General features: G+C 59.3%; 19 protein-coding genes. 10 read left to right on the top strand and 9 right to left on the bottom strand.

Annotated features, from left to right (window positions below):
• Positions 1–90 precede the first annotated feature (90 nt).
• Positions 91–966 (bottom strand): LysR family transcriptional regulator, encoded by an 876-nt coding sequence (locus tag M0D68_RS02905; RefSeq protein ID WP_266223728.1) that lies wholly within the window; start codon positions 964–966, stop codon positions 91–93.
• Positions 967–1617: 651 nt separating this feature from the next.
• On the opposite strand from M0D68_RS02905, the gene M0D68_RS02900 reads away from it, so the two are divergent.
• Together M0D68_RS02900 and M0D68_RS02895 are read left to right on the top strand one after the other, a co-directional pair.
• Positions 1618–3381 carry a serine hydrolase gene (locus tag M0D68_RS02900; protein WP_266223727.1) on the top strand — a complete coding sequence of 588 codons (1764 nt, stop codon included), beginning with the start codon at positions 1618–1620 and terminating at the stop codon, positions 3379–3381.
• 105 nt (positions 3382–3486) lie between these two features.
• On the top strand, positions 3487–3897 hold the full coding sequence (locus M0D68_RS02895; protein ID WP_266223726.1) for a sugar ABC transporter ATPase: 411 nt from the start codon (positions 3487–3489) through the stop codon (positions 3895–3897).
• A 37-nt stretch (positions 3898–3934) separates the two neighbouring features.
• On the opposite strand, the gene M0D68_RS02890 is transcribed toward M0D68_RS02895, so the two are convergent.
• Together M0D68_RS02890 and M0D68_RS02885 are read right to left on the bottom strand one after the other, a co-directional pair.
• Positions 3935–4612, bottom strand: a complete 678-nt coding sequence (locus tag M0D68_RS02890; protein WP_266208932.1) for a hypothetical protein — start codon at positions 4610–4612, stop codon at positions 3935–3937.
• A gap of 162 nt (positions 4613–4774) precedes the next feature.
• Complete coding sequence (locus M0D68_RS02885; RefSeq protein ID WP_093636658.1) at positions 4775–5314, bottom strand: hypothetical protein; 540 nt, start codon at positions 5312–5314, stop codon at positions 4775–4777.
• Positions 5315–5581: 267 nt separating this feature from the next.
• On the opposite strand from M0D68_RS02885, the gene M0D68_RS02880 reads away from it, so the two are divergent.
• Positions 5582–7522: an SMP-30/gluconolaconase/LRE-like region family protein gene (locus M0D68_RS02880; RefSeq protein ID WP_266223725.1), complete on the top strand. Its 1941-nt coding sequence runs from the start codon at positions 5582–5584 to the stop codon at positions 7520–7522.
• 26 nt (positions 7523–7548) lie between these two features.
• Here the strand turns inward: M0D68_RS02880 and M0D68_RS02875 are convergent, their stop codons facing one another.
• Positions 7549–8211, bottom strand: a complete 663-nt coding sequence (locus M0D68_RS02875; protein ID WP_266223724.1) for a glutathione S-transferase family protein — start codon at positions 8209–8211, stop codon at positions 7549–7551.
• 107 nt (positions 8212–8318) lie between these two features.
• Here M0D68_RS02875 and M0D68_RS02870 point away from each other — a divergent pair, with 107 nt between their 5' ends.
• On the top strand, positions 8319–9296 hold the full coding sequence (locus tag M0D68_RS02870) for a YafY family protein (protein ID WP_266223723.1): 978 nt from the start codon (positions 8319–8321) through the stop codon (positions 9294–9296).
• A 6-nt stretch (positions 9297–9302) separates the two neighbouring features.
• Here the strand turns inward: M0D68_RS02870 and M0D68_RS02865 are convergent, their stop codons facing one another.
• Positions 9303–12839: an ABC transporter ATP-binding protein gene (locus M0D68_RS02865; RefSeq protein WP_266223722.1), complete on the bottom strand. Its 3537-nt coding sequence runs from the start codon at positions 12837–12839 to the stop codon at positions 9303–9305.
• A gap of 115 nt (positions 12840–12954) precedes the next feature.
• Here M0D68_RS02865 and M0D68_RS02860 point away from each other — a divergent pair, with 115 nt between their 5' ends.
• The 4 genes from M0D68_RS02860 (at position 12955) to M0D68_RS02845 (ending at position 15509) form a co-directional block, all read left to right on the top strand.
• Complete coding sequence (locus M0D68_RS02860; RefSeq protein ID WP_093636673.1) at positions 12955–13845, top strand: LysR family transcriptional regulator; 891 nt, start codon at positions 12955–12957, stop codon at positions 13843–13845.
• Positions 13846–14000: 155 nt separating this feature from the next.
• Positions 14001–14408: an ACT domain-containing protein gene (locus tag M0D68_RS02855; RefSeq protein ID WP_093636675.1), complete on the top strand. Its 408-nt coding sequence runs from the start codon at positions 14001–14003 to the stop codon at positions 14406–14408.
• A gap of 146 nt (positions 14409–14554) precedes the next feature.
• On the top strand, positions 14555–14806 hold the full coding sequence (locus M0D68_RS02850) for a hypothetical protein (protein WP_093636678.1): 252 nt from the start codon (positions 14555–14557) through the stop codon (positions 14804–14806).
• 193 nt (positions 14807–14999) lie between these two features.
• Entirely contained in the window at positions 15000–15509 is a 510-nt protein-coding gene (locus M0D68_RS02845; protein WP_266223721.1) for a hypothetical protein, read from the top strand.
• Positions 15510–15770: 261 nt separating this feature from the next.
• Here M0D68_RS02845 and M0D68_RS02840 read toward each other — a convergent pair whose 3' ends face one another.
• On the bottom strand, positions 15771–16622 hold the full coding sequence (locus M0D68_RS02840; protein WP_266223720.1) for a GNAT family N-acetyltransferase: 852 nt from the start codon (positions 16620–16622) through the stop codon (positions 15771–15773).
• A gap of 400 nt (positions 16623–17022) precedes the next feature.
• Here M0D68_RS02840 and M0D68_RS02835 point away from each other — a divergent pair, with 400 nt between their 5' ends.
• Positions 17023–17829 carry a hypothetical protein gene (locus M0D68_RS02835; RefSeq protein ID WP_266223719.1) on the top strand — a complete coding sequence of 269 codons (807 nt, stop codon included), beginning with the start codon at positions 17023–17025 and terminating at the stop codon, positions 17827–17829.
• 72 nt (positions 17830–17901) lie between these two features.
• Here the strand turns inward: M0D68_RS02835 and M0D68_RS02830 are convergent, their stop codons facing one another.
• The gene (locus tag M0D68_RS02830; RefSeq protein WP_266223958.1) at positions 17902–18876 is read right to left on the bottom strand and encodes a dienelactone hydrolase; all 975 of its coding nucleotides are present in this window, start codon (positions 18874–18876) and stop codon (positions 17902–17904) included.
• A gap of 377 nt (positions 18877–19253) precedes the next feature.
• Here M0D68_RS02830 and M0D68_RS02825 point away from each other — a divergent pair, with 377 nt between their 5' ends.
• Positions 19254–19658 carry a VOC family protein gene (locus tag M0D68_RS02825; protein WP_266223718.1) on the top strand — a complete coding sequence of 135 codons (405 nt, stop codon included), beginning with the start codon at positions 19254–19256 and terminating at the stop codon, positions 19656–19658.
• 72 nt (positions 19659–19730) lie between these two features.
• Here the strand turns inward: M0D68_RS02825 and M0D68_RS02820 are convergent, their stop codons facing one another.
• The gene (locus M0D68_RS02820) at positions 19731–20438 is read right to left on the bottom strand and encodes a hypothetical protein (protein ID WP_266223717.1); all 708 of its coding nucleotides are present in this window, start codon (positions 20436–20438) and stop codon (positions 19731–19733) included.
• A gap of 310 nt (positions 20439–20748) precedes the next feature.
• The gene (locus M0D68_RS02815) at positions 20749–21603 is read right to left on the bottom strand and encodes a class II glutamine amidotransferase (RefSeq protein WP_266223716.1); all 855 of its coding nucleotides are present in this window, start codon (positions 21601–21603) and stop codon (positions 20749–20751) included.
• Positions 21604–21769: the final 166 nt, after the last annotated feature.

The following is a 21769-nucleotide window of genomic DNA, read 5'->3' as shown; positions in this document are numbered from 1 at the left end:
AGGGCGGGCGAGTAGTAGCGTGGTGCGTCCGAATCGTTGGCACGCCGACTACGACTCGTCCCTCAGGTAAGTTGTCGCCGAAAAGAAGAATCAGACGCCTTTCAGCGCAGCGCGCACAAACGAGACAAACCGTGACGTAACCGGATTTTTCTGCGCATCCGCCCACACAAGTCCTACACGCCACTTCGCGTGTTTTCCGCGAAGTGGCAGGACGGTAGCGTCCCGAAGAAGATGTTGCGCACGCGAGGGAACGAACGCGACGCCGACTCCAGCAGCGACAGATGCCAGGACAGACTGCACATCATCAGCCTGTTGCGTCACGTTTGGTACGAAGCCCTGTTCGCGACACCAGCTTTCGACTTGAGCAGCGAGGCCAGGTCCGCGCGCACGCCGCAAGGCCAGAAAACCTATTTCATTTAGCTTGCCAAAATCGGACGGAATACGCACGTGCTCAAGACGTGGGGGCAACGCCAGCGCCAGTGTCTCCTCCATCACACGAAGCGATGAGAGGCCGTCGACCGAGGGTGCCCGCATAAAGCCCACATCCAGCTTCCCCGCCAGAAGGCGGCGCGTCTGCTCAGCGGAAGACAGGTCGCTCAACGCGACGGCAATGCCCGGATACTGCTGACGGAAGTCGGCAATGATTTGCGGCGCGATCGTCAGCACGGACAAACAAATGCCGATCCGCAAATGCCCACGCCTGCCGCTGCCGGCCTCCCGCGCACGCGCGAGAATCTCGTCCGCATCGTGGACGAGCGCTTGCGCATCGGGCAGGAAAATTTCCCCGAACCGCGTCAGCTCCGCGCCATGTCGACCCCGCTCGAACAGCTTCGCGCCTAGGCTAGCCTCTAGCGCGCCGACCTGTTTGCTCAACGCCGGCTGACTCATGTGCAGAGCGTCCGCCGCCCGCCCGAAATGACGCAGTTCGACGACCGACAAAAACGTCCTCAGCAGTTTGAGTTCCATTCTGGTTCGTTATCGTATCGATCAAATCATTCATTTTACTAATCGATGATCGAGTTGTTCAATACGGGTATGTCCTTTCACACGAGATTACCCATGGCCTCAACGAGCCCCAAGTGTCATCCACACCAGCTGGGACGCATAGCGGTATCGGTTGACGAGCACGCCAGCGATCCTGAACCTGCGCAGGATCCTTTGATTGGTAGGAAGCGCGGCCCGCGTCGCCCTCGCTTCGCCGGGGTATCTTCGGCAGACGATCGCCAGGTCCAGACGGGCGCGATCGCCGTGAGCTTCGCCATCGTCTCTCGCAAACGGTGGCCGCGCTGAAAGAAATCAACCGCTCAGACTTCATCAGCTCACAGGATGTGAAAGGGCTTGACGAAACCACCTGCCGAGCGGCATCGGGGTTATGCCGAACGCATCTAAAGCGCTAAAAAACTCTGAAATGAACGGCGCGTCATCCTCCGAACGACCTACCAGTTCAACAATTTGAGTGACTGCCCGCCTGCTTTGACATATGAAAGTCATGTGTCAGGCAACTCTGCTTTACTTCCCCTTTCTGCTTTACGATCTCCATCGGTTTCATCCCGAATGCCTTAGAAAGCCGCAATAAACGTTTTCCGACGATCAACTTGCCGTTAAAGGACAAATTCGATGCTGAGAGAACTGGGTGATTTTGACGGTTTCATGGAGAAATTGATAAGCGACTGGAACGTGCCGGGCATCGGCGTAAGCATTGCCAAGGACGACGAGGTCGTGCTCTCGAAGGGCTATGGGTATCGCGACCATGCCAGCAAGCTGCCGTACACCGCGGCAACGTGGTTCCCAATTGCATCGAATACGAAGTTGTTTACGGCTGTGGCGGCGGGCCTCCTCGTCGATCGCGGCCTGCTCAGTTTTGATCGGCCGATCCGCGAATTCGTCCCCAGCCTGCGCTTTTATGACAAGGCGCTCGACGAGGCCGTCACGCTGCGCGATATGCTGAGTCATCGGACGGGCGTACCGCGGCACGACATGATCTGGTACGAGGCACGCCTCTCGCTGGCGGAATTGTTCGAGCGAATTCGTTTCATGAAGCCGACTGCGCCGCTGCGCTCGAAATTCATCTACAACAACATGATGTATGAGGCGGTTGGCCACATCATAGAATTGTTGAGCGGGAAGCGCTGGGACCACTTCGTGCGGGACGAGATACTTACGCCGCTTGGCATGACTGACACGGCATTCACCATAGCCGACATGCTCACGCGAGCAGAACCTGCGGTGCCGTTTCTGGAGAAGCGCGACAGCGATGAACTGTGGCAGCCGCCGTACATGGACGCCGACGAGTCGAGCCCCGCCGGCAGCATTGTCGCCACAATGGATGACATGTCCCGCTGGTTACTGATGCTGATGAATAAAGGCCGGGTGGCCGGCAAGCAGGTGATTCCCGAGCGTATTCTCAAGGCAACGCTGGCACCAGGCGTTGCACTTCCTGACGTGATGAATGAAGTTCTGGGATTCACGCCGGAACTGAATGGCATCTATGGCATGGGTCGACAAACGGCGTCGTACAGAGGGCACCTGTTGGCAAGTCACGGTGGAGATCTTCGCGCGTTCCATTCGCAAGTTTCGTATTTGCCGAACGAGAAGATCGGCGTAAACGTCTTTGTTATCGGCGACCATTGCGCGATCCTGCGCAACGCCGTGGGCTACGAAATCTATGACCGTCTGCTGGGTCTGCCGCCAACGGACTGGACTCAGCGGCTTTTCGATTTCACCAGGCGGGCGAGGAACAGCCTTAGGGAAGCTCGCCAAAGGGTTGTGCCGAACCCCGTACCGAATACATGCCCGTCGCATGATCTGGCCGGCTATGTCGGTCGATACGAACACCCGGCGTATGGGCCATTGACGATCTCGCTCGAGAATAATCAGTTGCAGTTGGCATTCCGCCAGACCTGTCTTCCGCTGAACCATTTCCATTACGACCGTTTCGACACCCCCGATGACGAAGTCGACGGCGCATGGTCCGTCCTGTTCCAGACGAGTTCGCTGGGTGACATCGACCGGGCGGTGCTGTGGCTTGATCAGGCCGAGGCGATATTCAAGCGGACACCCGATACGGTGCCCCAGTCCGTCATCGACAAAATCACGGGCACCTACGTAACGGCGATTGGGATCAAAGCCGCGGTGCGACTGAACCGTGAACAGAAGCTCACTCTGCGCTTTCCAAACGGGCCTACTGAAGTTCTGGTGCCGTTCAAAGACCTGCAGTTCCGCAGTTACCTGAGCCCGGAGACGACGTTCGAGTTTGTAATGGACGGTGATCGCGTCAAGGCGTTGCGGCACTGGGATGCGATTGCTGAGTTTGTCCTGACGCGTTCCGAGGATGACGACACGATCGACACAATGGAGGAAGACGAGGCGGCCGATGACTAGCGGCGCGCCCCATGCTGAGGCGTCATGCTTCAGCCAGACGCGGACACCGCGCTATTCGGAAATCGATTTCCGGTCTAAGGGACTCACGACATAACGGATATCAGCATGAACAAACTGTTGCCCCCGACGATTGCCACGCTTGCCGGGTGCATGATCAGTTTCGGAACTGTCCACGGCGCCGACAGCAAGGATGCACCGCCATGCAGCGCGGCAAATGCTGCGCTACATGGTCCTTTTGTCCCGCATTTTTTCTCTCCGGACCAGCAAGGGAATCCTGTGAAGCCGACTACGTCAGTCCGCAGTTTTACAAGTCAGGGTTGCGCCGGCGCGGTTTTACAGGGCGAACAGGGCACCGCGCGGGTCGGCGGCGACACGATTGAACTGAAGGGCGGGATCGTCTATGTGAACGGTGTTTCCTATGGTGCCGTTACACCGGCGCAAACGGTCGAATACGACGTCACACCAGACAAACGCACATTAGTGGTGGACGGCAAAGTCCGTTCACCCGCGCGCTGACGCTCCAATTTCGATGGTTGACACAGCCGACGACGCGCTACTGTCTCACCGCGTAACGCACCAACTCAGTTGAGGTCGTCGCGGGTACGCCCTTTCCCGCCATGCGGCTTTGAAACTCCTCACGGACAATGCGCTTGACGGTTGGGGCATACCACAGTGTCTCCTCCATCGGTCCACCCCCAAAGCCAGATTGCGGCGTCCAGACTCCCGTCATCCTGATCTTGATCGCGGAGAACGAGCCGGCCCTTGTCTTGATCTCTTCCACACCTTGCACTTCGCACTGGGCGCGCCGCAGCACAGTCGTGCTCGCTTCGCCGGCGGCCTGGCAGTCCGCTTCGTAGCGCGTTCCGGCCCGCAGCGGAAAATGAAGCGCGATACCGCAGGCGTGCTGGGCGGCCGCGTTGGGAATCACGTTTGCTTCAGAGGTCAGCTCTACATGCCCGCTTCCGGACCCTATCTGAAGAGATGCACTCCCATCCGCATTGACGGACGTCACGGTTTGCGTGATGGTCCTACTCTTTCCTGACAGCAAGTCGGACCACACATAGGTCCAGTTGTCTCCGGTCCTGTAGTGCGGCGCATCCTGAGGCAGAAGGACGGAATCGGCCGCGCTGGCCGCCGAAGTGGTTGAAGCGGCAAACCCCGCCGCCAGCAGGCACGCGACCGCCCGCGAGCCAATACGCATGGAAGAGCGCTTGCTTTCGATTGCTTTCATGTCTACCCCTCATGTTGACGGATTCGGGTTGAACAGGCGCGAATCGAATTCGACCATTTGCAAAATCGACCGTTCCGAGACGAATGAAACGCGTCACATATCGGTAGAAATTTCGCCGTCCAAAAAGACGGCGTCTCGCGGTTACTGTCACTACCCGATGGGTTACTCCGAGAAGACGTACTTCCCATTCAATTTTTTAGGTGCAATGAAATTGAAATCAGGAAAGATCCGGGTTCTGACGTACCAGATGTAGGCGAACAACCCCACCCCGATCAGACAACCAATCAAGGTTGACATGGGATGTTCCGCAAAGTCCGTGAACTGCCTTGGCAATTGCGTAATCGCCAAAATCAGATAGGCGTTGTAGGCGCCGACATTGTTCTTCGTAAAACCCCAGACGAACAACAGGGAAATCGCCACAGCCACCGCCGCGACGATCAACCCCGCCACGGCAGATATCTCGCTGCCAACGGCGTATCCCGCCAACAAGCCAACAATGACCTGCAACCACGCGATGACCCGAACGGCAATCAGATGGCCGCGGTTTGCACGGCATCGTTCAGGATCTGCGTGCGCTGCGATGAAATAGGCAAGCAGACGATCCTTGACGCCTTGTCCCGTCAACCTGGTGAACACTTCGGATTTCGCAACCCCATTCGATAGAAGCTGCACGACCTGAGCTTTGATTTCTTTTCGATTCATTGACTCCACCCCTATGTTTTTTGGTAACGGTCAAAACGCCCTGATTCATTCGCTATGCATAGCGATACGCCAGGACAAGGCGAAATATTACCTGTTGCGCGAGAAGGAGAGGGGAGATCAATTCACGTCCGCATGCAAAGTCGCAGTGCGGCTTGTAAAGGCGCAATGCGTTGCGTATGGTCATACGTGGGTCACCGATCACGAATTTGAAATCCGACTGGCCGACTATTCACGTGAATGATCACTACGTTCTGGAGAGCATCAGTCATGATTGAGAAAAAACGAATTCATGCTGTGCTACTCGCCGCAGCGATCACCACGATTGCGACGATTGCGCCGGCGTGTCAGGCGGAAAACACCACCGACTGGCTGGCGAACACCTATGGCACCCTCGCAGCCCACGTGGGTAACACGGCGCGTTCCATGTGGGTCGCGCCGGAAGGCGTGATCTATACGGCCTCCATGTGGGATGAGTACGAGGGTGGCGTCGCTATCTACCAGGCTGGCAAGAGCCTCGGCTCGATGGGCGCGCATGGCGAGTTTCAGGGCAGCGCGATCACGGGCAACGCGACGTCGATCTTTGTGGCGCTGCAGCCCGGCGGGACGTACGGAAGCGGTGCGGTGGGACGATACAACCGCACCACCAAGGCTCGTGATCTATTGATTCAGATCAGCGCGTCGAACAATCAGCCTCGGGTCGACGTCGTCACTGGACTCGCCACGGCGGGCTCGCTCCTCTATGCGAGCGACTTCTATGGCAACCGCGTCCGGATCTTCACTACCGGCGGTGTCTGGCAGCGGGACATCAACATCACGGGCCCGGGTGCTCTCGCACTGGATGGCGCAGGCAATGTTTGGGTTGCGCAGAAAAGTGAGGGCTCGATTGTCGGGTTCAGTCCGACCGGTGCCCTGTTGAACACCATCCGGATGCCAAGTGGGTCGCTGCCATCGGCGCTCTATTTCGATGCGTCGTCGGGGCAGCTCATGGTCGGAGACGAAGGTCCCGACATGAACATCAAGCGCTACAAGGTCTCGGGCACGCCGACGCTGGCCGGCACATTCGGCATTCAGGGCGGTTATCTCGACACCACGACGGGAATCAAAGGGCAGGTTGGCGACAAGCGCTTCACGCGTGTCGTTGGCATCGGCAAGGACACAGCAGGCAACCTCTATGTGCTCAACAACCCGTGGGGCGGAAGCTGGGACCTCGGCCGCGACGGCGGCACCGACATTCACTCCTACAACGGTTCTGGTCGTCTGCAGTGGAAGCTTCAGTCTCTCAACTTTGAGGGGATCGCCGCTCCGGACCCGGGTACCGACGGTGTCTACTTTTATGGCGGCACTAACATCTACACCGGCACTGCCGGGGGAACCTTCGTAGCGAACACGGTCGATCCGATCGCCTATCCATCCGATCCACGTATCAACATCAACGATCGCTCACGGGATGAGCACTTCGGTCAACTTGCCTCCGTCGGAGCCAACCGTATCCTTGTAGCGTCCGGCCAGAATCCCGATACCTACTACTTCTTCCACTTCAATGCTGCGAATGGCTACATTGCAATACCGGACGCCACGCTTCCCGGTTCGGCGTTCAAGACGACTGCATCGGTCAGGGACGGATTCTGCATCGACAGCAAAGGAGGCGCGTGGGCTGGCCTCGACAAGACTGGTTACATCTACCACTACCCGTTGATCGGCTTCGACGCTAGCGGCAAGCCAACATGGGGACCCGGTGTCCCTATTCGCATTCCCGATAGCATCAAGCCGTTGACGCGAATCGTCTACCTCGCGGACAGCGACACGATGATTCTCGGACAGGGCGTTGTTGGGGGGACGGACTGGACGGCGATAGGCACGCGGATCGAGGTGTATCACGGCTGGAGCGCGGGCAACACCACGACGCCTAATCCGGTGATCAAGCTCCCCCATGTCGGCGCCAAGTCGATTGACGCGGCCGGCAGCTATCTCTTCGTCGGCTACTGGTTCGGTACTGGGCAAGCCTTGCCGAACATTGACACGTTCAATCTCGCTACGGGTAACCTCGACACTACGTTGGTCAACACCAATACCGCTAAAGTCGACGCCAGCAGTGCTATCGACTCGATGTACGGCGTCAGGGCATACCTTCGATCGACGGGTGAGTACGTGGTGACGAAGAACAACGTTAAGGGGTCCAGTATTACTGTTTATAGGTGGACGCCCTGAATAGCACGAGGTTTTTCAACAGGCTGCTAGTTAAGTCCTTGAAGGAAATCGGGGACCGCGTTTTCAATCGAGGCAAGATATCCCGCCATAGCACCGGCAACTTTTCGCACGGCAGGACGTGCGGTCATCCGTTCACGCCAAGCCAGCAGGTTGGGCGTTTCTCCTGTTATCGGCGCGCCCTTGCGCGCGCCGAACAACTGCGCCATGTAAAACGCAATGTCGGCATAGGAATAGGTCTCGGCCAGAAATTCTCGATTCGCGAGAACTCGTTCCATGCGTCGATAATATTGCAACGCTTCGTTGCGCGCGGTCTGCGCCGCAGGATCATCCGGCGCATCTTCAAGACCCATCAGTCGGACAATGTGAGGGAAATAGATTTCATCGCTGCAGTGTTCGAGCTGACGCGCGATGGCGCGCGCCTTTAGATGCGCCGGCCATAAGGCGGGATTGGGCTTCAGGTCCTCAAGATATTCAAATATTTGCGTGGAATCGAAAATCTCCAGGTTGCCGTCTATCAGTACCGGCACCTGATGCTTCGGATTGACGCGCAATACATCTGGGTGTTTGGGGTTGTAACCTCGCAGCTGGTCAAACGGCGCCATCACCAGCTCGAAGTCGATGCCCTTCTCATGCGCCGCGATCTCGGCCTTGGCGCCGAACATGCTCAGGGGTCCGGAAATTATTTTCATTTGTCTCTCTTCAATTGATTTGATGATCGAGCAGATTAGGGGTGTGGCAGATAATAAGTCCGATAACATGACATCTTATGTCATGTATTTTTAGGTAGGTGTCGTTTATGAAAGCCAGCCGCCTTTTGTCGATCATGATGATGCTGCAAGCGCGCGGGCGTATGACCGCACCGGCTTTGGCTGAAGCACTGGAGGTTTCCGAGCGCACGATCTTGCGCGATATCGATCAGCTCTCCACTGCTGGCGTGCCCATTTGGGGGGATCGAGGTCGCAATGGAGGATTTCAATTGCGCGAGGGTTGGAGTACCGATCTCACAGGGCTCACGGAGCACGAAGCGCACGCGCTGTTTCTGGCAGGTTTGCCTGGGCCTGCGACAGAACTGGGCTTGGACGGCATGGCAAGCTCGGCGCGGCTAAAGATGATTGCCAGCCTGTCTCCAGACTCGCGCGAGCAGGCTGATCGTGTCGCCAGCCGACTGCACATTGACACGGTGGATTGGTACCGTGCGCAAGAAACGCCGTTATTTCTGCGTGAAGTCGCCGATGCCGTTTGGGGCTCGTACCGTATCGAAGTGAAGTACGAGAGTTGGCAAGGTTTATCCAGCCGCGAACTTGAACCGCTTGGTTTGGTTGTCAAGGGAGGTGCTTGGTATCTGATAGCCAAGATGGTAGGCAGGCCCGGCGCACTGACTTTTCGGCTAGCGAATATTAGTGAACTCAAGACCTCCCGCCGTCGTTTCAAGCGTCCTGCGCGATTTGATCTGGCGAAGCACTGGCGTGACGCCATGAACCGGTACGAGACTGATCTTTATCGGCTGACGGCACATATCGCCGTGTCGCCGCGCGGCGAGAACTGGTTGGTCAACGCACGTATTAAAACCGCTCCAGTTTTGCAGGGTGCAGGTAGTGCGGAGGTGCCATCAGGATGGAAAGAGTTTTTAATGCCCATCGAATCCATCGAGCACGGCGCGCGGAAGCTGCTGGAATACGGTTCAAATTTGAAAATCGTAGGGCCGCAGGAACTTAAGAATAGATTTATGGAAGAGTTGTCGCAGTTGAAAGCCCTCTATAAGAAGGGAGCATGAGATCCGCTACGCGGCAACCACGCCGGACTGATGCGCAATGAGGCGCGCATAGACTCCTCCGGCACTCAGCAACGCGTCATGCGAGCCCGCCTCGATGACTCGCCCGGCATCCATGACCAGAATCGTGTCGGCGTTCTGAATCGTTGAAAGACGGTGCGCGATGATGATCGAGGTGCGCTCCGCCATCAATTCGTCGAGGGCAGAGCGGATCTGTTGCTCGCTGATCGTGTCGAGATGCGAGGTCGCTTCATCCATGATCAGGATCGGCGCATCCTTGAGGAAAGCGCGTGCAATCGCCACCCGCTGACGCTGCCCGCCTGACAACTGCACGCCACGCTCGCCCACCCGAGTGGCGAGGCCGTCCGGCAAACGGTCGACGAACTCGCTCAGCGCGGCCCGGTCCAGGGCGCGGCGGACATCTGCATCGGACACGTCGCGCCCGGCGAGGCGGATGTTTGCCTCCAGCGTGTCGTTGAATAGGTAGGTATCCTGCGCGACCAGCGCGATATGGTTGCGCAGGTCGGCGAGGCGCAGTCTGCGCAAATCGATGCCGCCCAGCTTGATCGCGCCTTGCTGCGGATCCCAGAAGCGCAGCAGCAGATTGGCGACCGTCGACTTGCCCGCGCCCGAGGCGCCGACCAGCGCCACGGTGCTGCCGGGACGCACGGCAAAGCTCACCCGGTCCAACGCCGGGGCGCTGCGGCCCGGGTAGGCGAAGCTCACCGAATGGAGCTGCACTTGCGGATTCGCGGGCACCGGCAGGTCGCCATCGGTCACCGGCTCGGCCTCCGCTTCGACGACATGCAACCGGCGCGTGGAGGCGATCGTATCGGCCAACTGGCGCGCCACCTGGCCAATCTCCGCAACGGGCATGAAGGCGGCGACGGCGACCAGCACCAGCAACGGCAGCCATTCGTGGGCAAACCAGCCGCGCGAGGCGAGCACCGCGCCCAGTAAGGCGACCGCAAGCCCCCCCAGGCCGGTCGCCACCTCGAGGGCGGCGCTCTGCCGCGACAGGTCGTCCAGCAGCGCCGAGCGCTGCTTCTGGTAAGCCGCTATATCGGCGAGGAATACGGCGCGGCGTCGCCCCGTTGCCTGGAAGGCGGCGAGTTCGGCGAGGCCCTGGATCGTCTCCGTGAGATGCGCGCCAAGCTGCCCCAATGCAGCGCGTGCGAGGCCGCCGAGACGGTCGATCTTGCTGCGTGCGAACACCGGCGTCAGACCGGCCCAGGCGAGGAAGGGCAGCAGCACCAGCGCGAGCGGCCAGGCCGCCCATGCCAGCAGCGCCAGCACGCTGGCGGGAATCAGCACCGCGACGAAAGCCGGGGCCACGGTATGCGCGTAGAAATACTCGACCGTCTCCACGTCCTGGGTGGCCAGCGCCACCAGGTCGCCGGAACGGCGGCGCAGCAGATAGGCAGGCGCGAGACGCTCGAGCTTGGCGAACAGGGCGATGCGCATTTCCGCCAGCAGGCGGTAAGCCATGTCATGGGCGAGCCAGCATTCCAGCCAGTGCAGCGTTGCCGCGACCGGGGCCGCGCACAACAGCCCGACGATCAACCCCAGGACCGGCCGTCCCGAGGCGACGCCGGCAACGATGAGCGCGCCCAGCACGCCGACTCCGATGAAGCTCAGCACCCGGCCGATGCCGCACAGCACGGTCAGCGTCAGCTTCATTCGCCATGGCCTGACGAAGCGCAACAAGGTGCGCAATGTATCGCCCCAGCCGATCGCGGCGGCGTCTTCGGAGAGCGGCCGCACTTGCGGTCCCGACGACACCGCCGCGGTGCGCGCCGGTTCGATTACCGCCGGGCGTTCGCCTGCCGCGGCGACCTGCGGTCCCATCAGGCGGCGATACGCGCCCGCACGGACGATCAATTCGGCATGCGTGCCGCTCTCGACCACCCGCCCCTGTTCCAGCACGAGGATCCGGTCGGCGCCGATTACGCTCGACAGGCGATGTGCCAGGATCAAGGTGGTGCGGCCTCGCATCAACCGGTCCAGCGCTTGCTGGATGACCGCTTCGTTCTCGGCATCGACGGCGGACAGCGCTTCGTCCAGCACGAGGATCGGCGCGTCGCGCAGCAGTGCGCGGGCAATCGCGATGCGCTGACGCTGGCCGCCGGAGAGCGTGGCGCCCCGCTCGCCGATACGCGTCGCGTAACCATCGGGCAGCGCGCTAATAAAGTCGTGGATATTGGCCGCGCCGGCCGCGGCGACCATGTCGGCGTCGCTGGCGTCATGCCGGCCGAGCCGCAGATTGTCGGCGATCGTGCCGTCGAACAGCGTGGTGTCCTGCGCGACGATCGCGATCATGCCGCGCACCTGATCGGGGTCGAGCGTGCGGATATCGTGACCGCCAATGTTGATCGAACCGGCCTGCGCATCGTGCTGCCGCAACAGCAGGCGCAGGATGGTCGATTTCCCTGCGCCGCTCGGTCCGACGATCCCCACCGTCTCACCGGCGGCAATCTCAAAGCTCAACCCGGCATGGGCGTCCGCGCGGCGGCCCGGATAGGCAAAACCGACGTTGTCGAACGCGATACTCGGCGTCAGATCCGGCACGTGCGCCGCGCCGCCGGCCGGGGCGTCGCTGCGGGCTTCCAGCAGCGTATGGATGGCGTTCGCCGCCGACTGGCCGATCATGCCCTGATGCAGCACCGAGCGCAGATCGCGCAACGGCCGAAAGATCTCGGTGCCGGCCATCAGGATGATCAACAAGGCTTCCAGACTCATTTCGCCGTGCTGCACCCGCCATGCGCCCACCGCAATCGCGGCCGCGGCTCCGAGCCCTGTGCCGAGGTCGGTGAAGAAGCGCGTTAGCAGACCCAGTGCGAGGACCCAGAAGGTGCTGCCGGACAGGGCTCGCGCACGTTCGGCAAGCTTGCGCGCGAAGGCGTCGCTCTGGCCGAAGGCCTTGAGCGTCGGCAGGCCCTGCACCGCGTCGAGGAACTCTTCGCCGAACGCCTTGAACGCAGCCGCGCGGGCGATCGCCGCGTGCTTGTCGGCGTTGTGGACCAGCATCGGCAGCGCGAGCGTCGCGAGCGCGGCGACCAGCAGCACCGCGGCGGTCGGCACGTCCCACCATGCCAGCACGGCGAAGATCACCACCGGCGCGCAGGCGGCGATGATGAGCTGCGGCACGTAAGCGCCGAAGAAGGTCTGCAACTGCTCCACGCCGTCGATGACGGCAAGCATCACGCCGCCGGTCCGCTCGGCGCCGAACCAGGCGGGGCCAAGTTCGGCGATGCGATCGAACAGGCGCGCGCGCAACACCGACTGAACGCGCCCGGCCGTGCCCTGCGCGAGGACGACTCGGCGATGGTCGAGCGCGGCCCGCAGCAACATGCAAGCGACCGTGCCGGCTGCGGCAAGCGCAATCTGCTGCGGCGGCGCGCCTTCGAACGCCAGCGCGAGAACCCGACCGAGGAACACGAAGCGCAGAACGCCGAAGCCCATGGCGATCAGGCCCAGGACTACTGCGCCGGCAACGCGCAGCCGCAGCCCCGCCATCATCATCCATAGCCTGCTGTCGAAATACATTCCTGCCTCCGGTCGGATTAGTGCCATATCGGCGTTATGCGACGTTACCTCGCGCGACAGGGACAGGCAAAAGATGGTTTTTCAAGGGGTGTTGAATATCCTACAATACCTCCCTATGTCCAATATCCCTCCACTCACAGCGTTGCGCGCCTTCGAGGCGGCGGTGCGGCTCGGCGGCTTCGCCCGCGCGGCGGCCGAGTTGAATGTCTCAACCAGCGCCGTGAGCCATCAGATCCGCGGGCTGGAAGAGTCGCTCGGCGCGCGCCTGTTGGAGCGCAGCACGGGTCTCGGCGGCATTCGCCTGACACCGGCGGGGGCCAGCCTGTTGCCGGCGGCGAGCGGCGCGCTGTCGCTGCTGGAAGAGGCCTGTGCGCAGATCAAAGGCGTCGCCAGACGGCTGACCGTGTCGGCAAATGTGCCGTTCTCGACGATGTGGCTCGCTCGCCGTCTTGCCGAGTTTTCCGCCAGCCATCCGGACACACCATTGAACGCCATCATTCAGGATGGCGAACCAGATTTCGCTGGACACGCCATCGACCTCGCCGTCGTGCACGTACCTGAACGCGCGCTGCGTCCGGATGACGTCGTCCTTTTGCGGGAGGATGTGTTTCCGGTGTGCAGTCCTGAGCTGCACCCATTCGCATCCAAGGCGGTTTGTCGTTGTCGCCTGCTTCAGGAGGTGCACGAGAATGCCCCTGAAATCGATTGGCGCAGCTGGTCGGGGGAGTTCGGTCTGCCGGACGATTTTGAAACGAAGATCGTTCGCTATAGCAGCTTCAGCCAGGTGATTGGTGCGGCAGTCGGAGGCGCTGGACTTGCGCTCGGACGCTCGCCGCTGATTGACCCGGAACTGCGCAGTGGGCGTCTGGTACGCCTCTTTCCTGTTCTGTCCCGACCGGCTTCCTGGCGCTTCGTCTTGCGTCGCGGGCCAACGCGCAGGCATCGAATGCTTGATACCTTGATCGAGTTTCTTCGCGCGGAGGCGACAGCGCACGGCGATGTTTAATCGGTACGCGCAGGTGGTGTGCTGCCCGAGACACCGCGTTGCGTGATGTCCTGACACAATCGATCGCCTGAACCTTTGTCCGGTGCGGTTTAAACGACGGCCCCTAAGCTAAACGAAGCCCGAGTGGCCCAGAACAATGCTGCACAGGAGATTACATGAACCCAGTTTCCGATCTTTCTGTTTTACTGAAAACCTTGGAGCCGGCGCTTAACCCGGGCGTGTTTGTGTTTGCTTCGGTCAAGGACGGTCATGCCATTGACCCAGCCGTCATCGTGGCGTCAATCCGGGAGCCGGAGGGCTTGTCGGTAATTACGAGTGAGGCAGACGCGGCGATCAGCGGCTTGAATCCGTTGTTCAAATGCGCGTGGATTACGTTGACCGTGAATTCAGCCTTGGAGGCGGTCGGATTGACCGCAGCATTCGCCACTGCATTGGGGCGTTCCGGCATCAGTTGTAACGTGGTAGCGGGCGCATACCACGATCATATTTTTGTTCCTCTCGAATCGGCACAGACGGCGATGCATGTACTTCATCAATTGCAGAAGGATGGCGGCATCGCGTAACAGCTAGCAAATGGTGTTCAGTTTGTTCGAATAGAGAATCAAGAAAGTCACCGACGGACGCGAACCGGTCAGGAAGGGATACTCGACCTAGGCACATGGATCGTTGACGATTGGTATCGTGTTAAAACGAAGCAACGGAGCGTGCGATGAACAACTCGAAGAAGTTCGCTCTCATTGCCGTGGCATTCACGGCATTCGGTCTGTATAAACTGTTTGTGGTCTTTCAAGACATGCAAACTGGTTGCATCCAGTTCCAAACTCATCAGACATGCAGCTACGAAAATGCGGAGAATTTTCAAGGCTTGCTCGATCTCGAACTGATGTTCGCGTGCGGTTGGGCTGCGGGTGCGGTGGTCTGTTGGATGGTCGCTGCACAGGCGAAAAAGAAGGAGCGTTAACTGCCTTTGGCGCTTGGCTGCCGGCAATACAGGAGGAAGGGCCTATGCCGTAAGCCCCTTGTCTACGTTTGGCCCATCCGTTGGATATCGTGCCTTGAGGGCGCCCCATAGACTGGTCTCGTCCCGGGTGGTCCGGGGTGCATTGGGCCGCATGTCGCCCAATGCTTCACGTATGTCGATTGGGGCTCAAATCATGTCCGAAATCCAACTCTTCGCATCGCGCAACGACTACTACAGTTCGCAAACCGAGGCCGGCGACCGCAGAATTCTTCGCCGTTATGGCTGGTGTGCGGCGGCCAGCGTGCTGTGGACGAAGAAGGCGCTCGATCCTGCTGTCGCACCTAAGGACTCCAATCCGGACAAGTTGCGCACAGGCATCTTGCAAGTGAAGTACCGCTGGAACGTGGGAACCGAACGAGAGGCGACGCTCGACCTCCTGCAGCAGGCGGATCTGCAGGGTGCTCAGGTGGGCGATCAGGTGTCGCTCACGGCATTGTTCGGAATCGTCTTGGCCACACCAGGGGTGTACCTGATCACCAACGATACCCACGTGATGGCGGTGGACACGCGCGTCGGGCGGCTGGACTTCTACGACATCGAGGAGGGTCTGTTCCAATATAGCAGCACGGTTGAATTGGAACAGGGCATAAGGGCACGTTATCAGGATCCGCGTTGGGACGTTTACAGCGTTGCGCATCACTGAGTCGCCGGGAAACTCAAGCGGCCGTCACTTTTGTGTCGGCCTCTGCGCCTGCCTCAAATTTTTGTGGCTTATGTGCGCACCGGGAGCGCTCGGCCACAAGCTGCTGATCGATTGTCTCGTTCAATCGAAACCGCGGCAACCATGCAGAGGACCCGTCCTCGCGTCTTCCTGTGGGACTACCCGGCGGAGCTTACTATCGCCTCCTGCTGTTGGAGTCTCACCGACAATTGGGCCAGACGCTCAACGGCTGATGCAAAAGAATCATTGAAATACAGCCGGGGAGAACCGCTTAACAAGCGTTACTTTTGTATAAGCAAGGCTAAACCCGGCCCGTTCAGTATTGCGAGCGCTAGTGTTGTAAGGCCGAGCGGTTATGCTCGCCATTGCGCAGCCCGCTTGCTGTGCTGCGGCCAGTCTCGCCCGGATTAGTGCGAGTTGAATTCCGCGACCACGATGGGCAGGATGCGTGCTGGCAATGTAGAGATGCGCGATTTTTCCCACGGGCGTTTCAATGACGCTCATGCCTCCGGTGCCCGCGAGAGAGCCGTTTAGCTTTGCTGCAAACAGCGTAGTATCCGTTCTCGCAACGGCGATCTTCGCCAGTGCTTCAAGTAGGATTGGCGATCGACGTACCGCCTGTATTTCAAACCCTGCAATCGAATGTGCCGCAAAGACGTCCTCGACGACAGCGCGATCGGTCACGATCTCGATCCCGTCAGGCGGCCGTGCGGTGAGATCCTCATCCGAAAGCATCCGGACGTAGGTGTTGCTGAATGCATTGGCCGCGTATCCACGCGCTGTCAGCACATCGAGCGCAGTGTCATCTGCATGCGGGCAGAGATCGATCTCTACATCGAGCGCCCGCTCGTTATAAGCCGTTTCAAGCCGCTCCACAGCGTCCGCGCTGACCGGCGTACCCATACCAAGGCCCGTGACGTGATTCAGCTTTCTCCCGAAGACATTTTCAGTCAGCGCTGCAATACCTCCGCAAACCTCGAGCGTACGGATGTCCTTACGCTTCGTTAGTCCACGGTAAGCTTCGACTTGCAGCGCCAAATGCCGGGCCTCGGCATTCTCTAGTGCAAAGGCAACTTCAGGGCCGGTCAGAATCATGGAAATCACATTGGGACGTTTCGAAACCCAGAAATTTATCACCAATGCCGCACCAGCTTGACGGTCTTTTCTGACTGGATGATCTTCTGCGCAATCTCTCAAGATATCTTGCCGAGTGCCGTAAAGGATGATTAGACGCGCTTGCGTGTTCGAGCGCGGTTACGTGATTTTGATCTGCACATATCCCTAATCAATAACCATGAAATTGAGCGGCAGCTAATAAATTCGGGGAACATCGATGTCGTTGAGCTCTTTTCGCTGGACCGTCTTTCTCCTCGCGGTTCTGTCGGGATGCACTTCTATCTCCAGTACTTCCAGCCTCAACAGCCGGCCGTCTGCACCGGCATCAGTCGTGAGTGTTCGATACATTCAGAATTCGTTGCGAGCGACAAACTCACGCATGCCCGGCATCGCATATTCGCCGTCCGCACTACTTGAGAGAGATGGTTACTATGACCTCGGCAATGAGATAAGAGTCATCGCCCCGGAAGTTGCAAGTGACAGAGGCCTCGAAGCAGACGTCACCGTCTCGGACGCCGATATTCGGCGGAACAATCATACGAGTGGGGTTGGTGCGAATCCCTACGCTTCCCGGGAGAGCGGCAAGGAACTCGTGCTGTTTGTCAGCGGTGGGCGGTCAACGCAAAATTCGGCCGATGTCCAGTTTGTGTTCCACGCAATTTTTCGCGATACCCCGCCAGGCACCGAGTATTGGCATGCGGACTACCGGGTAAAGGTCAGTACGCTAACGCCATGGGATCCGGCATTTGATAGCGATACGGTGAGGAAACTCATCTCCAGAATCTTTGACGACCTTGAGAAGAATGGATTAGTCCTTGGAGCACGACAACAGTTTGCCACCGCGTCCCCGCAGCAGCCCGTGGTGACGCAGTCGCAGCCCGTCGTGCCAGAAGAAAAAACAACCATCCCCCAGGGCCCGGTCCCCTACATTGATGCGCGAGGGCAGGAGGGCTACCGTAAATGGTTAGCCGGTGGGTTGCATCGAGCGTTCGCGATATCGACCGACGGTCACTGGGGATATTCGGCGGATGCAGCTGAGGTTTCTGGTGATAAGCGGGCCGCAGAACAGCGTGCAATTTCCATTTGCCAGATATTGGCGAAGACGGAATGTTTCATTTATGCGCTGGACAACCGTATCGTTTGGCACGCTGTCGATGGGAGTCCAGAGCCGTCAGCCAACCGCTGACGCGAATCTCGAAAGGCGACGGTCAACGACCTCATGACTCTCGGTGTCAGCACACGAAAGACGAGAAGTTTTCTATCGCAGCCTTGCCTGGAAAAACTGCACCACATCGGCGTTGAATTGTTCATGGAACGCCGCACGGTCGAAGGCCGGCAGGCTGTCGCAGACTTCTGGCTTCTTCCGGGACAGACTCGCGTCACAGGGCGGCAGGAAGTCGTAATGGCCCGCGTTGGCGACCACGTGATATTCGGGCGTTCGGGGCAGGTCGGCGCGTATGGCCTCATCGTAGTACGGGTGCGGCTGATGACGATCCTCGGCAGCTCGCCAGAGCTGGATCGGAGCGCGCACGCTGCTTAGCCCTGCGCGGCCGAACGCGAAGCCGAACGCGGGCGCGGCGATGACCACAGCCTTGATGCGCGAGTCGTGGATCCAGCCACTGGCGGGAACATCCGCGCCGACATGGGGATCGACGCCGGCATGCCTCAGAGCAGCGCACAGATCATGATCAGGGTGTGCCTCGCAATATGGGGCGATCTCCGACAGGTCCGGGACCCCGCCTGCGGCCACGAGCACGGTGAAGCCGCCGTTGGAAAAGCCGAACGCGCCAATGCGGGCCGCGTCCAGCCGCCGGCGCCAACGCCACTCGTCGAGCATGTAGTCAACCAGCCGGCGAAGCTGGGCCGGACGGCGCCACAACTGCAAGACGCCGCTCTGGTCATCGAAAGTGTCGCCGGCGTGACTGACCGCCGCCACCACGAAACCCGCGTGAGCCAAGGCGAGAGCCGTGTCGTAATGGCCGCCATACCACCCTGCGCCGCCATGCGACATCACCACCAGCGGCAGTTGTTGGCCGATGATCGGAGCATCCGGCGCCACAGTCTGGGTGAAGTTGCCCAAGGCGTGCGGTGTCGCCGACGCGTTAGTCGGGTACCAGATTCCGGCAGTTAGCGGCCGCTCCGCACCGTTCGATATCTTGACCTCCTCGAAGCCGACATCGGCGGCGAGGGCCGGCGCGGCAACAAGGGCCAAAAGGATGGCGATCATGGCCATCAATTTCACAGTTGTCTCCTTTGTTGTCGTCGCTCAGGCCGAATCCAGATGCAGATCGAGCTACGATAACTCATTCGTCCACTCGGCATCTGACAGTGATCGGTCATCATCGCGAACACGCCATTCGGCTACCGGCACTAATCGACGCGCGTCGGGACGGCGGACGAGCTTCCTGCATATTCGCATTGAATAGCCGTTAGCCGAAGATATCTCGAAGCTTTTGGGCGCGCTTCGACTTTCTGATATTGTTTTGAGCGTGCCACACACCACGCTGCGCGGCACCACGTGCGGACACTGCTCCGCCTAACGAGACCACGCATGCTGTCGATAAGCACCGCCTTGCAGGCTGCCTCTGGCTCATTCGATGGAGCGTCGATATGGAAACCACGTTGTCTTCGCCGCATGGCGTCAGTTTCGGAAGACTCGCGCCAGGTCTCGGAGTTCAAGACATCAACCGGAGCCTCCAGTTCTACTGCGGTGTGCTTGGGTTTAACAAAGTGTTCGAAAACGGGAATCCGGTCGGGTTCGTCATTCTGAAGAAGGACAAAGCTGAACTGCATCTGTCGCGGAACAAGAACCATAAAGCATCGCTAAATAACGTAGCCCACCTCATGGTCGAAGACGCAACTGTCCTTTATGAGCACTGCACGACCCACAACGTTCGGATCATCAAGGCCTTGCGCGATGCTGACTTCGGGCTCAGGTGTTTCGTGCTGGCAGATCCTGATGGGAATCGCATCGATATTGGCCAGGTTCTCCCAAACCCCGGGGGCACGGCCTGATCGCTGCAGATGAACGCATGACAGGTGGAAAAGCGGTGGATGCGCGATTGACGTGACGGCGTCGATCGCGCATTACGCCTGCACGTCGATCAACACACCGAGCGGCCGCCATTGGACTCCCTTCGTCTCGTCGGACAATCCGTCGAGTACCGCAACTAGCGAGACTTTCGCGTTCGCATCCTGCGCGAGCGTCGTGACGTGATCCCGTAACGCCTGATTCAATTGTCCGATTGCGGCTGTCATCGGGTCGCCTGACTCTGTGACAGCGCTCGATGTGTTTTCGAAATCGTCGATATCGAAATCCCATTCGTCCGTATCGTTATCGTCGTCGCTTACTACCGTGCGGGACGTCTTCGCCAGATCGGCAATCTGAGCGCCGAGATCGCGATAGCCGCTTACGGCCGAACTGGATGGCTGGATATCTGTTGCGGGGGAAAGCGCGTCTTTCGTTTCCTTACCCGACGTGCTCAGGCCGTTAGCCACGGCAATTGACCGCTGCAGCTCGAGCGCCTGATAGAGCGCCGCGACCAGTGACGTGCTCGAGGCGCTCACACGCCTGTGCAACAAGGCGTCGGAGTCGTCGTTGGTGCTGTCGCTGATGGCTAAGCCCGTTGATGCATCGATGCCGAGCCGCGTCAACGTCTGCTTGAGTGCTGTTATCAGTGCATCGTTGCTGCGGTCGGACGTGCTGGCTGTCGACGATGCATCCTTTGATGGAGGAGGCTCGGGTGGTGGCGGTGTGGTGACTGACGTGTTCGTGTTGATCGGATCAGGCGACATGGGCTGACGCTTCCTTTGTCCCGCGCTTGGCGAGACGGTCGAAAATCGAATGCACGGTAGCGACGTGCAATCGAGTTATCGGGACCATCGCGCGAGACTTGATGTTTTGTAAGTGCGCGAAAGGAAGCCAGCCGTGCTTGTCCAGAGCAATAGAGTGATAGAAGAGCTTATGCCCACAAATAAGGCGCCTGTCCCAGCCAATGTCACCTTCGTGTTCCTGGCGTCTCGATCAAGAATCCCTTGCGTTAGTCGAAGGTGGTCGGCGCGACGCTGAAGTGCTGGTCGACAGCTTCCAGGGCGCAACGCCAAATCATCCCATCGAGACAACCGGTGTGCCCGATGTCTCGGAAGGTGCATATCGCGCGGTAGCAAGTACCTGAGGCGGCACAGGGACGTGTGCGCGTCTGACCAGGGATCCTGCGCGAAACATGAGCAGATCGCCCGGCTGGCACGTGGTCCATGCTTCATCGGTGAGTGGTGTCGTCGCGATCACTGCCGTGCAGTCTTCCGAGGTCGCATAGGCGGAGAAGTCGACCGACATATCGGCATCGACGAGTCTCGCGCTTGAGAACGGCCAGCGACGCATCACGTAGGCCAGCCGCGTGGAGCAGTAGGCAAACTGCGACTGTCCGTTCGACAGCAGGAAGTTGAAAATTCCATACTGATTCAGGTCGCGAGTGATGTCCTCTATTACGTCGAACAGTTCGTCTGGCGTGGTATCCCGATCGACACCACGCCTGTGGATCACATTCATGATCGTGCAAAAGGCCGTTTCGCTATCGGTTGTTCCCACCGGCGCGTAAGGACCGGACACCCACCAGTTTCGCTCCCGCAGGTCACCGTTATGTGCGAACACCCATTGCTGTCCGTTATGTTCGCGCATGAAGGGATGGCAATTCTCGGCGCTGGCGCCACCTTGCGTCGCTTTCCGGATGTGCGCGATGACATTGCGCGATTTGATCGGATAACGCTTCACAAATTCAGCCATGGGCGAACGGCAAGCAGGTTTGTCGTCGATGAATAAGCGGCATGCCCGCTCCTCATAAAACGCGATTCCCCATCCATCCACATGGTGATCGGTCAGACCGCCTCGCGCCGCAAATCCCGTGAATGAAAAGGTCACATCGGTCGGCTCAGCACAACTGAGAGCAAGGAGTTGGCACATGGGTAAAGTTATGTAATGGGCGGTAAGAATTAACTATTGCATTCGAAACGATAAACGAATGCTACCTTTCCTAATTAGTCTTCAAAATAGAACGTTATTTCAAATTGATCTATTTGAACGAAGGGTTTTAGTTTTTTCTTCTCCCGGCCCCGCGATACAGTGATTC

The sequence above is a fragment of the Paraburkholderia sp. SEWSISQ10-3 4 genome (genome assembly GCF_030464785.1).
In the GTDB taxonomy this organism is placed as follows: domain Bacteria; phylum Pseudomonadota; class Gammaproteobacteria; order Burkholderiales; family Burkholderiaceae; genus Paraburkholderia; species Paraburkholderia aspalathi.
This window is presented reverse-complemented; position numbering and strand designations above follow the sequence as displayed.

Excerpts from the sequence above, each read along its gene's own strand:
- M0D68_RS02905 (WP_266223728.1), bottom strand. The coding sequence starts at position 966 with ATGGAACTCAAACTGCTGAGGACGTTTTTGTCGGTCGTCGAACTGCGT.
- M0D68_RS02900 (WP_266223727.1), top strand. The coding sequence starts at position 1,618 with ATGCTGAGAGAACTGGGTGATTTTGACGGTTTCATGGAGAAATTGATA.
- M0D68_RS02895 (WP_266223726.1), top strand. The coding sequence starts at position 3,487 with ATGAACAAACTGTTGCCCCCGACGATTGCCACGCTTGCCGGGTGCATG.
- M0D68_RS02890 (WP_266208932.1), bottom strand. The coding sequence starts at position 4,612 with ATGAAAGCAATCGAAAGCAAGCGCTCTTCCATGCGTATTGGCTCGCGG.
- M0D68_RS02885 (WP_093636658.1), bottom strand. The coding sequence starts at position 5,314 with ATGAATCGAAAAGAAATCAAAGCTCAGGTCGTGCAGCTTCTATCGAAT.
- M0D68_RS02880 (WP_266223725.1), top strand. The coding sequence starts at position 5,582 with ATGATTGAGAAAAAACGAATTCATGCTGTGCTACTCGCCGCAGCGATC.
- M0D68_RS02875 (WP_266223724.1), bottom strand. The coding sequence starts at position 8,211 with ATGAAAATAATTTCCGGACCCCTGAGCATGTTCGGCGCCAAGGCCGAG.
- M0D68_RS02870 (WP_266223723.1), top strand. The coding sequence starts at position 8,319 with ATGAAAGCCAGCCGCCTTTTGTCGATCATGATGATGCTGCAAGCGCGC.
- M0D68_RS02865 (WP_266223722.1), bottom strand. The coding sequence starts at position 12,839 with ATGTATTTCGACAGCAGGCTATGGATGATGATGGCGGGGCTGCGGCTG.
- M0D68_RS02860 (WP_093636673.1), top strand. The coding sequence starts at position 12,955 with ATGTCCAATATCCCTCCACTCACAGCGTTGCGCGCCTTCGAGGCGGCG.
- M0D68_RS02855 (WP_093636675.1), top strand. The coding sequence starts at position 14,001 with ATGAACCCAGTTTCCGATCTTTCTGTTTTACTGAAAACCTTGGAGCCG.
- M0D68_RS02850 (WP_093636678.1), top strand. The coding sequence starts at position 14,555 with ATGAACAACTCGAAGAAGTTCGCTCTCATTGCCGTGGCATTCACGGCA.
- M0D68_RS02845 (WP_266223721.1), top strand. The coding sequence starts at position 15,000 with ATGTCCGAAATCCAACTCTTCGCATCGCGCAACGACTACTACAGTTCG.
- M0D68_RS02840 (WP_266223720.1), bottom strand. The coding sequence starts at position 16,622 with ATGATTCTGACCGGCCCTGAAGTTGCCTTTGCACTAGAGAATGCCGAG.
- M0D68_RS02835 (WP_266223719.1), top strand. The coding sequence starts at position 17,023 with ATGCCCGGCATCGCATATTCGCCGTCCGCACTACTTGAGAGAGATGGT.
- M0D68_RS02830 (WP_266223958.1), bottom strand. The coding sequence starts at position 18,876 with ATGGCCATGATCGCCATCCTTTTGGCCCTTGTTGCCGCGCCGGCCCTC.
- M0D68_RS02825 (WP_266223718.1), top strand. The coding sequence starts at position 19,254 with ATGGAAACCACGTTGTCTTCGCCGCATGGCGTCAGTTTCGGAAGACTC.
- M0D68_RS02820 (WP_266223717.1), bottom strand. The coding sequence starts at position 20,438 with ATGTCGCCTGATCCGATCAACACGAACACGTCAGTCACCACACCGCCA.
- M0D68_RS02815 (WP_266223716.1), bottom strand. The coding sequence starts at position 21,603 with ATGTGCCAACTCCTTGCTCTCAGTTGTGCTGAGCCGACCGATGTGACC.